The 13,321-nt window shown below is 66.5% G+C and carries 8 protein-coding genes; 5 read left to right on the top strand and 3 right to left on the bottom strand.

Annotated elements, in window-relative coordinates; all coding sequences use genetic code 11:
* Nucleotide 1 precedes the first annotated feature (1 nt).
* The 4 genes from OG842_RS44945 (at nucleotide 2) to OG842_RS44930 (ending at nucleotide 6,843) form a co-directional block, all read left to right on the top strand.
* The gene (locus OG842_RS44945) at nucleotides 2-2,599 is read left to right on the top strand and encodes an ATP-binding protein (protein WP_328512793.1); all 2,598 of its coding nucleotides are present in this window, start codon (nucleotides 2-4) and stop codon (nucleotides 2,597-2,599) included.
* Complete coding sequence (locus OG842_RS44940) at nucleotides 2,596-5,199, top strand: hypothetical protein (protein WP_328512792.1); 2,604 nt, start codon at nucleotides 2,596-2,598, stop codon at nucleotides 5,197-5,199. The genes OG842_RS44945 and OG842_RS44940 overlap by 4 nt, the downstream gene beginning before the upstream one ends.
* Entirely contained in the window at nucleotides 5,196-6,308 is a 1,113-nt protein-coding gene (locus OG842_RS44935; RefSeq protein ID WP_328512791.1) for a C40 family peptidase, read from the top strand. The genes OG842_RS44940 and OG842_RS44935 overlap by 4 nt, the downstream gene beginning before the upstream one ends.
* Before the next feature lie 355 nt (nucleotides 6,309-6,663).
* Nucleotides 6,664-6,843, top strand: a complete 180-nt coding sequence (locus OG842_RS44930; RefSeq protein ID WP_266738180.1) for a hypothetical protein — start codon at nucleotides 6,664-6,666, stop codon at nucleotides 6,841-6,843.
* 712 nt (nucleotides 6,844-7,555) lie between these two features.
* On the opposite strand, the gene OG842_RS44925 is transcribed toward OG842_RS44930, so the two are convergent.
* The 3 genes from OG842_RS44925 to OG842_RS44915 form a co-directional block, all read right to left on the bottom strand.
* Nucleotides 7,556-9,007: an HsdM family class I SAM-dependent methyltransferase gene (locus OG842_RS44925; protein WP_266738181.1), complete on the bottom strand. Its 1,452-nt coding sequence runs from the start codon at nucleotides 9,005-9,007 to the stop codon at nucleotides 7,556-7,558.
* A 53-nt stretch (nucleotides 9,008-9,060) separates the two neighbouring features.
* The gene (locus OG842_RS44920) at nucleotides 9,061-10,290 is read right to left on the bottom strand and encodes a hypothetical protein (protein WP_266738182.1); all 1,230 of its coding nucleotides are present in this window, start codon (nucleotides 10,288-10,290) and stop codon (nucleotides 9,061-9,063) included.
* Nucleotides 10,291-10,648: 358 nt separating this feature from the next.
* A complete protein-coding gene (locus OG842_RS44915; RefSeq protein ID WP_328512790.1) occupies nucleotides 10,649-12,529 on the bottom strand; it encodes a DNA/RNA helicase domain-containing protein in 1,881 nt (626 codons plus the stop codon).
* Nucleotides 12,530-12,644: 115 nt separating this feature from the next.
* Here OG842_RS44915 and OG842_RS44910 point away from each other — a divergent pair, with 115 nt between their 5' ends.
* Entirely contained in the window at nucleotides 12,645-13,109 is a 465-nt protein-coding gene (locus tag OG842_RS44910; RefSeq protein WP_266738473.1) for a C40 family peptidase, read from the top strand.
* Nucleotides 13,110-13,321: the final 212 nt, after the last annotated feature.

Below are 13,321 nucleotides of genomic sequence, written 5' to 3'. Positions count from 1 at the left end.
GATGCGGATGCCGATCCGGCATGTGGCCGGGAACGTGATGTGGACGGTGCACGGTCAGGTCTGGGCGGTCTACCGGGTGGCGGGAGCGGATGCCGCCCATACTTCGCGGCGGGCGAAGGAGCAGCGGCTGAAGCAGTTGGAGGCGCTAGTCAAGGCGCTCAAGGGTGAGTCGATGCTGCTGAGTCTGTGTCCGGCCGTCGACCCGGCGAGCGTGGTCGCGAAGATGACCGAGGGCATCGACCTGGTGGCTTCTCCCCGGTACCGGAAGGCCACCGGTGTGCTGCGGGGGCAGCTGGAGCAGCTGGAGCTGACGGGGCGTACGGACTGGCTGGCGGTGCCGCTGCCGATGACGCGTGGGGAGTCGGCGCGGGAGGTCTTCGCGGCGGCGCGTGCGGACGTGGCTCTGCAGCTGGGGCTGCTGCCGCGGCCGGTGTCGGCGCGCGAGGAGGACGAGCGCCTGGCCCAGGCGCAGCGGATGGCGTCGGTGTGGCCGTCGGCGATTGCTCTGCGTCCGGCGACGACTGCTGAGGTCTTGTGGATCTACGGGCACAGTGCCCGTCGCGGCGTTCTCGAACCAGTCCTGCCGGACGGGGCAGGTCCTCGGATGCGGGGCCGGGGACGGGGTGCGGCGGCGCTGGGCCAGGTGGTGCTCGCCGAAGGCGGCAACCTGCTCGACGAAGAGCAGGTCTCGGGCAGCGGTGACGGCAGCCTCGGCCGGGCGGGGAAGCGCGCGGGGCGGCGGAAGGCGGGGCGGGCGAATCCGTTCGCGCGGCGGTGGCTGGAGGTGACCACGGAGTGGGGGCCCTCGTATCAGGTGATGCTCGCCCTTTCCGAGATGCCCGAGGCGTTCGCGTTCCCGGGGTCCGAGTATCTGTCGCTGGACGCGTTCTCGTTCCCGGTGGACTGGGTGGTGCGCCTGCACGTCTCCTCTGGCACCGAGGCGGAGGCGAAGACGAGGCGTCAGGCGCGCGAGCTCGCCAACCAGTACAGCGAGTACGACGGTGAGACCGCGGGTGTCCCGGCCAGCGTCGACAAGGCGGTGGGAAGCCTGGACGAGTACCGCGAGCGGCTGACCGCCTCCAGCACAGAGGTCGAGGTCCGTGCCATGACCGCCCTGTGCGTGTGGGGTGGCACCCCGGAGGAGGCCGAGCGGCGGGCCGGGGAGCTCGCCGGGCACTTCGCCGGCAACGAGTACACCTTCGCCCGGCCGCGCGGCGAGCAGGAAAGTCTCTGGTCCGGGATGCTGCCGGGTACCCGGACCCCGCAGGTCATGGCCCAGTACGCGCAGTATCTGGTGGCGCGGGACTTCGCGATGGCCGGTCCGTTCACGGGCAGCGGGCTGGGCGATGCCACGGGGCCGTTGTTCGGGCTGCAGCTGGCCGGCGGCGGGGTCCGGCCGGTGCTGACGGACTGGACGCGCGGCCCGCGGGAGAACACCTCGGCGACCGCTGCGTTCATCGGGGAGCTCGGTGCGGGCAAGACGACCGCGATGAAGTCGGCCGTCTACTCCGTGCTCGCCGCGGGTCGGCGGGTGCGGGGCGGTACGCGGCGCGGCCGGGCCGTGATCGTGGACCGGACCCCGCGCCAGGAATGGCTCCGCTACGCGCAGGCATGCCCGGGTGAGACCGAGTGCATCACTATCGACGACCAGGCCGCCGTCTCTCTCGATCCGCTGCGCACGTTCACCGGGCGGGAGGCGCAGCGCTTCACCGAGTCGTTCTTGACGCTGCTGCTGGGGCTGGCGCCGATGAGTGATGAGGGCATCGCTCTCTCGGAGGCGGTCGAGGCGGTGCTGGCCGAGCCTCATCCGTCGATGCGGGTCCTGGTCGAGGAGCTCACCAACCGTGGTGCGTCCGGTGACACCCATTCGGCGATGGCTGCCCGCCGTCTGTCGGCGGTGAGGCGCAAGGATCTGGCCCGTGCCATTTTCGACGAGTCGCTGCCCGTGGTTCGCGGCTCGTCGGCCGACACCCTGGTCTTCTCGGTGTCCTCGCTCGCGCTGCCCACCAAGAGCGAGCTGCGCGGCGGTGGGGACCGGCTGGACAAGATGGAGTTCGAGAAGATCTTCGGTCGTGCGGTGATGTATCTGATCGCCGCCCTGTCCCGGAAAGTCGCCTACGCAGACCTGTCCGAGTTCGCCCTGGTGGTGTGGGACGAATGCTGGTGGCTGACCTCCAGCCCCGAGGGCCTGGCCCTGGCGCTGGAGCTGGTCAAGGACGGGCGCAAGCACAACGCCGGTGCCCTCTTCGGCGCCCACGACGCAGACGACATCGGGCCCGATGCCGACGAGAACGGGCAGATCCTGCGCGGCCTGGTCCCCCGCAAGTTCGTCTTCCGGCACACCGACACCAACCTCGCCCGCCGAGCCCTGCGCTTCCTCGGCTGCAACCCGGACGACGAAGACCTCCTCACCCTGGTCACGACCGAACTGTCCCCCAACAGCCCCGAGCTCAGCGACGAGGAACGCGCGGCACGGGCCGGCGAGTGCTTGCACCGCGACCTGACCGGGCGGATCGGCGCCATGCAGGTCACGCTGCCCGCCGACGAACAGGCCGTCGCTCACATCCACTCCCAGCCCATGCAGAACGCAGCAGCATGACCAGGCGGGCCGCCGCAGAGGCGGGAACACCGACAGCCCGCACCCGGGGGCGGGGCATACGGGTACTGCAGGGGATCAAGCGGTGGCTGCGCCCCGGACGGTCCATGGCCGTGGGCCTGGCGCTGCTGGCGCTGTCGTGTCTGACGTCGCTGGTGCTGGCGACCGTGACGGCCAGCGCGGCCCCAGCGCCGTCGCCGACGCCGTCGGCGGGCCCGACGCTGCCCGGACCGGACAACCCGCTCGACCCGAGCCCGATGGTGCCCGACCCGGCTGCCTCGGGCAGGCCGGACGACTCCCCGCTGATCCGGGACGCAAACAAGGAGGCCGCAAAGAAGGAGAAGGCCGCCCGCACCGAGTTCGACAAGCTCGTGGCGAAGTACAAGAAGGACCGGGCCGCACAGGGCGGGGTCCTGTCCGCGTTCAACGTGACCGACCGGGACGGGAATCCGGTCAGCTCGTACCGTATCTACTCCGACACCGGGGACTGGACCGACTGGGACCTGAGTGTGGAGGGGTTCCTCGTCGAGATGGCTTTCATGGGGAACAAGTGGATCGTCAGCTTCGCCGGCTTCCTCCTGACCTGGAGTGTCGCGTTCTCCCTGGCCGGGCTGATGCTCAAGCCGGCGCTGCAGGTCTCGACATCGCTGTATGGCGGCGTCGTCGTGCAGATGGGGCTGCCGGCGCTGTTCCTCACCTTCACGATGGTTGTCGCGGCGGGGCATCTGCTGTTCGGGAACCGGGCCCGCGGCTGGGGCGAGATGGCGGCGGCCCTGGTCATTTCCGCGCTCGCGCTCGGCGCGCTCGCCTCGCCCCCGCAGCTCCTGCTCAGCACCGACGCCGGGGTCGTGGGCACCGTGCGGGCCCTGGCCGTCGAGACCGCCGCCCTGGTCCTGGACAAAGAGGCCATCGACACGAACCGGCCGACCACCGACAACGAGTGGGAGAAGAAGCCTTCCGGGTCGACCGTGGGCGCGCAGGTCCGTTCGTCGCCGAGCGCGCTGGCCCGGCCCATCACCGATGCCCTCGTGGACGCGTTCGTCGCCCGGCCGGCCATGCTCCTGTCCTACGGGCGGACCTTCGAGGGCAACTGCGGGAAGAAGTTCCGCGACTCGCGGATCCAGCAGGCCGTGTTCGACCAGCTCGTCGACTCCACGATGGAGAAAGGCAAGTCCTTCCTCAAGGACCTGCCGTTCGGGATCGGGCTGCCCGACAACGTCAAGAACTGGATGGTCGACACCACCGTCGACGTCACCTCTGCCCAGATGCTGGAACAGGTCCACACAGCGGGCCCCATCGCCGCGTTCGAGAAGGCATGCGTGCCGAACGCGGGCACGCTGAAGAAAGCGTCGATGGACAAGGTCGGCGGCGCCATCTTCATGCTCCTGGCCGCGTTCCTCACCTGCGCGTTCGTCATCGCCTTGGACGCTGCGTTCCTCTTCGCCCAGCTGCAGATCGCCATCGAAGCAATGATCGCGAAGGTGGCCCTCGCAGCCGGGATCCTGCCCGGCCCCGGCCGCGCCTGGCTGTGGGACCGGGCCGCGGCCATCGCCCGCAGCCTCGCCCTGATGCTCGCCTCCATCGCCTCCCTGTCCGTCTTCATCGTCGTCGTCAACGCCGTACTGAACACACCGGAAAGCGACCTGCCGGGCGGCCTCACCGTCCGGTTCGTCCTCCTGGACTGCGTCTGCGTCGCCGCGTTCATCTACCGCAAGAAGCTCGCCCGATCCACCCGCGGAGCAGTGGCACGCGCCCGCCACCGCCTCGGCAACTCACCCCTGGGCGGCGCCGCCTCACCTTCCCCTGCCAGTCCTCCGCGGCGCGGCGGGCTCGGCAAGGGCCTGCTGCTCGGCGGGCTCATGCTCGGCGCGGCCGTCGCCACCGGAGGAACCAGTGCCGCACTCGGCGGCGCCGGACGCATCGGCACCACCCGGCTCGCCACACGCCTCGGCGGCCGGCTCGCCCAGGGCGGGGGCCGCGCCGTGGCAGGACTGACACAGCTCACCGGCCGCACCATCGAAGCGGGCGCCAAAGGCACCGCGAAGGCCGGGGTGTTCGGCCTCAAGGCCACCGTCGGACTGCCGGTGTACGGGCCGCGCGCGGCCCGCAGGGTCGGCGCCGCCGCGACCGCTCTGCCCGGCCAGGCCGCCGACCGGATCAGCAGCACGGTTCAGCACCTGCAGCAGGGTGTCCAGACCTTCCAGCGGAATGTCGAGCCGGCCCGGCAGTTCGCCGGGGAGTACCGGCACAACGTGCGCTCCCTCGGCCGGATCGTCCGGGGCCGGCCCGGACTCGGTCCCTACACCCCGCCGCCCAGGCCCGGCGCGCCCGGTCCTCGCCGGGCCCCGGCACCCCGCCCGGCCGGCCCGCCCCCTGCCCCTGCCCCTGCACCCCAGCCTGCGCCGGCGGTCCGGCGGCGCCTTGCTCCGCCGCGCGTCGCCCAACCGCCCTCCAGCGCGGCGCAGGCCATGCTCCAGCAGCGCCTGCATCGCATGCGCCAGCAGAGGACCACCGGGAACAGCGCCCCGTCCGCGCCGGCACCTGCACCCCTCGTGCCTGCGCGCAGGCCGCGGACTGCGCCCCGCCCCGGCGGTCGCCCGTGAGCGGCCTGCGGAAAACGGTGCTGATCGCCTCCCCCGTGCTGGCCGCGGCCGTGGGCGTCGTCGGTGTCCTGGTGCTGTTCATCGCCGCCGTCGCGAACGGGGCGGCCGGACACGAGAAAGAGACCACGGCCCCGCCGGCCGCCTCCGGGGCGGCCCCGGGGTCGGTGGCCGGCATCAGTCCGGTGATGCTGTCCGCCTACACCCGCGCCGCCGCCAAAATCCCTACCGTGCGCCCGAAGTGCAAGGGCATGCGGTGGTCCGTCATCGCCGGAATCGGAAAGATCGAGTCCAACCACGCCGCCGGGCACAGCATCACGGCCAGCGGCGACATCAGCCCGCGGATCCTCGGTGTCCGGCTCAACGGCTCCGGAGCCGGAGGGAACACCAGCACCTTCTCCGACACCGATCACGGCCGGCTCGACGGCGACACCGCATACGACCGGGCCGTGGGCCCCATGCAGTTCCTGCCCTCCACCTGGAACGGCCCCAGCGGCCAGGACGGGAACGGTGACGGCGTGAAGGACCCGCACAACGCGTTCGACGCCGCCCTCGGGACGGCCGTGTACCTGTGCGGCACCGGGACCACCGACCTGTCCCGAACCGACCAGCTGCGCAAGGCGGTCTACCGCTACAACCACTCCAACGCCTACGTGGACGACGTCACCGGCCACGTCGCCGAGTACGACCGCCTGCCCGCCACCGGAGACAGCACAGGCGGTACGGCGACCGGCCGGGCCGGCGCCGTCGTCAACGCCGCGATGGCGCAGCGCGGCACCCCCTATGTGTGGGGCGGCGGCAGCACCACGGGCCCCACCAAGGGCGGTTACGACTGCTCGGGCCTGATGCTCTACGCCTTCTATCAGGGCGCCCGGGTCACGCTCCCCCGCACCTCCCAGCAGATGCGGCACTCCGGCACCCGAGTCCCCCGCTCTCAGATCCGGCCCGGCGACCTCATCGTCATCAACAACGACGGGAACTGGGGACACGTCGGCCTCTACGCCGGCAACAACACCATGATCCACGCACCCCGGCCCGAAAAGACCGTCGAGACCACCTCCACAGCCGGGTACTGGGAACGGTACGACTGGGACGTACGCCGTGTGCTGTGATCTGTTTGTAGGTTCCGATTAGAGATGTCTTTATCCAAGTGACTTGTCATCAACTTGTCGCTCGACTCGTCCGGCTGATTCTCCACTCGGTACGGCGCCAGCGTCACTCTGGCCGTCTGCGGACCAGTCTTTCGCAACAGCGCATCACACCCTGAACAAAACGACATTGTTGGTGGCTTTCAGGTGAGTAACGCGATGAAACGCGTTGTCGCACACTCACGTAGCCTTCGCGGAAGGTTGCTGTCCCCGCTGGGCTTGGCGAATGCGCTGAACAAGCATCCGAGTGACCGAATTCAGGATCCTAGGGTCGGCAGCGACCGGTCCATCCGTGTTGATGTTCACGTATGCATCGACCATGGCCACGCGCACGCTGATCAAGGCACTGCAGGAGCTCTTGACAGGACAGTTCGAGGCTGAAAACGCCGCATCCGCAAACGGGATCTGTACCGATCCCAGCGTGGTGGCCGGATACTTCGACTTCAACTTCGCGTACGCCTCGGTGGCATTTGCCAGGCTTTCGAACGAAGTGACATGAAAACCGACGTAGCCGCCAAGATCGGTTGCCAAGTAGGCACCTCTCCCGCTGGCCACGATCGCGTCCTTGGAAGCCGATCCGTCCAGGCTAGTCGCGCCGCTCCTCTTCCAGCCAGGGGGCACGTCGCTCAGATCGGGCAACACCAATCGCATCTGCTCCTTTCTCAGGACCCTTGGCCCCTGGAAGGAGGGTTTAGAAACCTGGTTCGGCTCGTCTTGTCCGGGGTCAGCCCCGACCCCACACCCCGCCAAGCACGCAGCCACCGCGACCAAGCACGCGCCCTCGGCGAACGCCCTTCTGGCCCCCAGCAAGATTCCCCCTCCAGCGAGCAGCGATCAACTCCGAAAGCGTACCCCTGGCCATGGTTTTGGAAGGAGCCTCATCTTCTCTGCGTTCTCACCCGCTGGCCATCGCGCGGCCCGCAATGAGGCCGAGCCCTGAAATGCCGCAAGTGCCGACTGCCGCCGACCAGAACCCGCCCACCATGGCCAGGGATCTGACAGATCGTCCGGACAGATCCACCGCCAAATCGTCTGGACACAGCCTCGAAACGCAAGGCCACATGAATGCCGGACGACAAAACAAATCGGAACCTACACTGCTTGACCAGTTAGCCTGCTGATTGCGTGGGTTCCGTGCCCGACCGCCGCCGCAACCACCACCTGGGGATGTACGTGATCGTCGGCGGCCAGCGCCGCTGGCGATATGCGGCTCATTCCGCGTCGTCGAGCAACAGTTCCGCAGTCAGCTCCTCGAACTCCTGCAGTGCTATTCTCAGATTCTCAAGAACACCTTGGGCGATCTCTTCGGGAGCAGCAAGGGCACCCTCCCCTGGGGCTTCGTTCGGCAGTGTGAGATCAAGGCTTGCGTGACCATGGTCGAGCACATCGTGGATGTCGAAGCATCGGAAGTGTTCTGTCTCCCGGCGCTCCACTCGGGGGAGACCCGGACCGTACGCGGACACGAAGGCGTTCAGGTCCCGTTGGCTGAGTGGATTATCGCGGGCGTCGAATCGTCGTCCTGAGCGCAGGTCGTAGACCCAGATTCTGGATGTTTGAGGATACTCGCCCGCAGGATTGGGATGCTGATCGAAGAAGATGACACTCGCCCTGACGCCGCTGGCAGAGGGAAAGGTACCCGTAGGCAGCCTAAGCATGGTGTGGACGTCAAACCTGTTCAGCATGTCTCGTCGCACGGTCTCTGCCGTGCCCAGGGCAAAGAGGATGTTGTCGGGGACGACAACGGCTGCGCGCCCCTGCTCGGCCGTCAGCGACATGGCATGCTGCAGGAAATTGATCTGCTTGTCGGTCGACACGGCCACGAAGTCTGACCGCCCATACGTGTGGCGGGACCCCTCCCCGGAGATCTCTGCATGCTTGCCGAACGGTGGATGGGTGAGCACCAGCGAGGCTTGGCTATCGGGCTGCTGAGCAAGCGCGTCCCTCACGGCGATCGGTGCCGGTTGCCCGGCGAAGACGACTCCGCTCAGAAGCAGTCTCGCCGTCGCCAACCGGGCCGTGCTATGGACCAGCTCGTCTCCCCAGTGCTGATGGTTGCGGTACTGCTGCAGTTCGTCCGAGGTGGGGTTGGTCAAATGCCGTGCGAGATAGTCGTGCGCCCCCAGGAGGAAACCACCCATGCCGCAGGCTGGATCGCTGATGGTGTCGGTGAGCGCTGGTTGAAGCACTTCGACGACGGCATCGATGAGCGGGCGGGGCGTAAAGAACTGACCGGCCCCGGATCTTCTCTCATTCATCGTTCTTTGCAAGAGCTCGCCATATGCCTCGCCCAGCAGACTCATCCCATACGCACTCCATTGCTCCACATCGAAGAGGTCGAGAATGAGTCGCTCCAGCAGTGCTGGATCGGGTACGTGGTTCTGTGCGCCGACGAAGACAGCGTCCACTGCAGTGCCAGAGGCACTGGACGAACGCTGGGCAAGTGTCTTGGTGTACTGGGCGACAAGCGGCTCTGCCCGCTTCCCCGTCAGCGACGCCCAACCGTGTGGTGTGGGTGGCGCGGGCGGTTCGCCGTCTATTGCGGTCTGCCGCCCTTCGTCCTCAAGTTTGAGCACGAGCAGAAACGTGAGCTGCTCGACGGCTTCCACGGCAGACAGCCCGCGGTCATACAGAAGGTTGTAGTAGTTTAAAAGCCGCTCGGTCATGTGTGACTTCGCGCCATGCAATCCTCGGTCCGTTGAGAGGGCAGAGGCATCGTTCATAGCTCAAACTCCAGCTGTTCCGGGACAACGCTCCGGCTGTGGTGATCAGCCACTGCCCACGGGGTTTGCACCGGGCGGGCAATCCAGTCACCTTCGTTACGGATAGACGGCTCCGGTGGGACATGCAGGACGGTCGGCTCCTGCGGCGAACCAATGTTCGCAGGACCCACGATCCGGCCGACTGACGCCGCATCAGCCAGTGCCCGGCGCAGCAAGGCCGATGACTTCAGGGTTTTCTGTATCCGCAGATGCAGTTGGTCTGCTGCGTTTCTGCACTGCGTGGCTTGTCGGCCCAGCCGCACTTGGTCGTGCAGCGGGGCAATGGGTATCGGGATTTCTTGCAGATTAGGTTGCGTGATATTGCGCATCGACGACAGAGTGCCGTTGCTCCGTCGCGCGATCTCCGCACGTACGTAGGGGGTTGCCAGAAGCGACACCAGCCATCGGTCATCGATGCCAGTATTCGGCACCATTCGCAGGCTTTTGTCGCTCAGATACAGACCAGACCGGCATTCGGTGACATGGACAGTCGCACCGACGTGAGCGAGGCTGTTGGCACGGCACAGCAGGATGTCGCCAGCCGTGATCTCGTGGTGTTCATTGAGGAGCGTTCCCGCGGGCACCGCCTTGTTCTCGTCCTCGAGGAACCTCCCTCCGGTAATGGCACTGGTCTTGATCACTGCTTTCTCGTCGCTTTCGGCAGGCCGCTTGAGGCACCGTGGTGAGTGCCCTGACTCGATCCGCTTGATGACCTCGCCCAGGCGCCCCCAACGCCAGCCGTGGGGAAGCGTTTGGGTGGCGGCGTCGTACTGCGGCGTCAGTGCATGGTGCGCGACGTCCTGCAGCGCGATAACTCCCGCTGCGGCCCGACGAAGGGCTGTTTCTGCACGATCGAGTCGTTTGATCCGTACCTGAAGTGCCGCCAGGATGCGTTCCTGTAATGCAAGTGGCGGCAGGGAGAACCTGATGTTCAACAGTGCCTTGATCGTGAGCGAGTACATACGGCCGCTGCGTGCTGCGGCCTCGATCTGTTCTCGGACAGGGGAGGACTGCCACAACTGTTCCAGGTACGCGGGATACAGGAGTGTGGGGCGCACGCGAACTCGCGCCATACCGCTCGAGAAATTCAGCAGTGGCGTCCCTTTCTCGATCAGCACTCCCCGTCCGAGGCGGTCCAGTGTTCCGGCGTTGCGGCAGACGAGAAAATCTCCTGCACGAACGTCCACTGGAGGAGGCCCACCGAGGCCTGCCCTGTCCGCTGCTGAGTCCTGGTTTCCTCTTCTCGCCACTGTCTCGAGTGAATGGTTTGCGGACGTGGGAGGCCATCCTCCGACAGTGGTGGTCTTGGAGCCGCCGCTGATCAATCGACTGCCGAGGACGCTGGCGAGCCGGACTTCGGGCCAGCCTGAAGCGGATTCCGTTGCCGACACGGGCCATCCCCCTTCGGCCCGGCCGCACGGGCTGGGCGCAATATTTCACTTTTCAGCTCCACAGACGCCCAGGGTTGGGCCGGCACAACGCCCCCGCAGCCTTTCCTGTGCGGCGAATTCCTCGGATGCGAACCTTGGCAGCTCTCGCCCACGATCAGAGCTTCGGAATGCCAAGTTCAGCGAAGAGTTGTCTGGTGTCTGGGTCCATCGAGTAGAGCACTGTGCCGCGGATGGATCGAGTCATCAGTACTCCGTAGGCGTTACGAAGTCGCTCCGTCAAGATTTCGTCGGAGTCGATTCGGATTGCTTTGCTCTTCACCCAGTCCCGGTCCAGAGCCCATGAGCCTTCGGCCCAGGTGAGGTCAGGGCCCATGATGACTCCGCCCCACTCGTATTCCAGGCCTTGGGCCGTGTGGACGCAGCCGATCTGGCCGAAGCCGCCGTCGTCTGTAGCCCAGAACCGGCGTGATGGGACACCCGGCGTGTTGTGCGTGTCCTCCGCGTTCCATGGGCGAGCCCACCCCTGTTCCGGGGCGACGTCCGGGAAGGTGCCGGACGTGTCGGTCCACTCCCAGCACATGCCAGCAGTCATCCGGGCGCTGTGCCCCGCATCGAGCTTGGACTGGAGGAACTCCTCCATCCGGGCCGCCTTGTCGGTGTAGTAGAGCTCGAAAGGCTCCGGATTCTCGTCACCGTCCGCGCTCCACGGCACAGGGCGGCCCGCCAGGAGATTCCGTACCCACGTGTCGTAGGTGGAGCTCCCGACCGCTCGAAGAGACCTGTCAAGCCTGATGGGCACAACTTCTGCCTTGAGGTCCTGAATAGCCTCGATGAGATCCGTTTCGGACCAGGCGTCCTCGGCGAAGAGTCGCTGGTCACCGTCCACGAAGAAGACAGGGACTCTGGCCCGTGTCACGATCACCGACACCGACGACTCATCGTCGCGCCGCAACGCGAACGAGCCCGACTGCGGGCGCTCGGTAAGTCGGTGCGCTTCGTCGCACACCAGCAAGTCAAGCCCGTTGGGCGCCACCTTGTTCGCGACCTGGTTCAAGGTCGTGAAGTGCTTCTTCTTTCCCTTGGCACCGCGCTTGAGGTTCTCGCGGGATGCGATACCACCCGACACAAATCGCGCTTGGTAACCTTTGTTGAGCGCCTCGCCGAGTGCCGTCAGGGCCAGGAGCGACTTCCCCGTGCCCGGTCGCCCGCTGATGACGTACACCTTTTTCGCGCCAGGCAACGGTTTGCGGACCGATTCCATGACCTGACCCACAGCTTCAAGCTGCTTCCCCGTCAGGCTGAATTGTGTGTGCCCGTTGACGATCGCCCCGATCTCGTCCGTGAGAAGAGAGCTGGCACGGCGACGGCCCAGAAGTGCCTGCGCGGCCTCGGCATCCTTGACAGGACTGAAGCGCGTGGTGAGGAACTTGCGGAGATCGGCTGGTTGCCGCGCCGTGAAGGTCGGAACTCCCGGCACCGGTCGCACCATGCTGATCCACTGGCTGTCGGGATCCTTCAGGTTGTGCAAGTAGGCTGCGCCGGCGAGGTGCACGTACCGATCGTCGAACATGCTGTGATGGCGCTTCAGCGCCTCCAGGTTGTCTCTCACCTGCACTGCGGGGTGCTTTGTGTGCCGCTGGTAGAACGGCGCGTAGACGCAGCCAATGGCGCAGTCTTCGCAAAGCTCCCCAGTGGTGGACTGCTTGCACTCAGCGCACAGCTTGGCCGTCCCCTTGGCTGGATCGGGGCGCTCGATGGTGCCCCACTGCTTCAGCTCAATGGCGGCGAAGCTTAGTCCGCCGTCGGGGTGCTGTCCGGCAAGGACCACATCGATCGGGTTCATAGTGGGGTGAACTCTGTACTCGACGAAGACATAGACCTGCCCGAGGTCAACGTCCTTGAGGGCTGTCGCGACCTCGTAGAGGCTCTCGCGCCACGCCTTCTTGTCGGCAGTAGAGGCCTTGGCATGGTTGGGATGCGCGGCTTCATAGATCTCAGCAATCTTGTTGCTGAGCCGCCCTCTGTTACGCACCATCTCCTCAGCAGGCCAGAACGCCTCCAGATCCGACCACGTGCCCCCGCTAGCCACTCCGCTCACGCTCCCGATCTCACACATAGGAGACACCAGCAGTCATACGAAACGACGCTTGATGTCAAAGAGTTGGACGAGTATCCCAGCGGCCCAAAGTGACGGCAAGCGATCTTCCGCCAGTCCACCAGCTGCTATCTTCAAAGTCCCGGCGGCCGGACAAGCGGCCGAGCCAAGCTCACCGACCCGCTTCCGCGCCGCCGGTCCTCCAGGCAGTCCACGGGCCCGACCAAAAGGCGGCTACGACTGCCCAGCCCTGATGCTCTACGCCTTCTATCAGGGCGCTCGGATCACGCTCCCCCGCACCTCCCAGCAAATGCGGCACTCCGGCACCCGAGTCCCCCGCTCTCAGATCCAGCCCAGCGACCTCATCGTCATCAACAACGCCGGAAACTGGGGACACGTCGGCCTCTACGCCGGCAACAACACCATGATCCACGCACCCCGGCCCGGAAAGACCGTCGAGACCACCTCCACAGCCGGGTACTGGGAACGGTATGACTGGGACGTACGCCGAGTGCTCTGATTAGTTTTCCGTCCTGACACGTGGAGACGTGCAATCACCGATCTAGAATCGGGCTGTGGACGCTGGCATCGCAGGGCTCGTTGGGGCCCTGGGCGGGGGCATTATCGGAGCCACTGGGGCATGGGTGGCCGCGTTGATCGCTTTCCGTGGGGCCCGCTACCAGGCAGATCAACAGAGGCTGAGCGCTCATCAGCAGTAGCTAAGGCAGATCC

Source organism: Streptomyces sp. NBC_00376, assembly GCF_036077095.1.
Taxonomy (GTDB): Bacteria; Actinomycetota; Actinomycetes; order Streptomycetales; family Streptomycetaceae; genus Streptomyces.
Note: the sequence above shows the minus strand (reverse complement) of the source record. Positions and strands in the feature narration are given on the sequence as shown.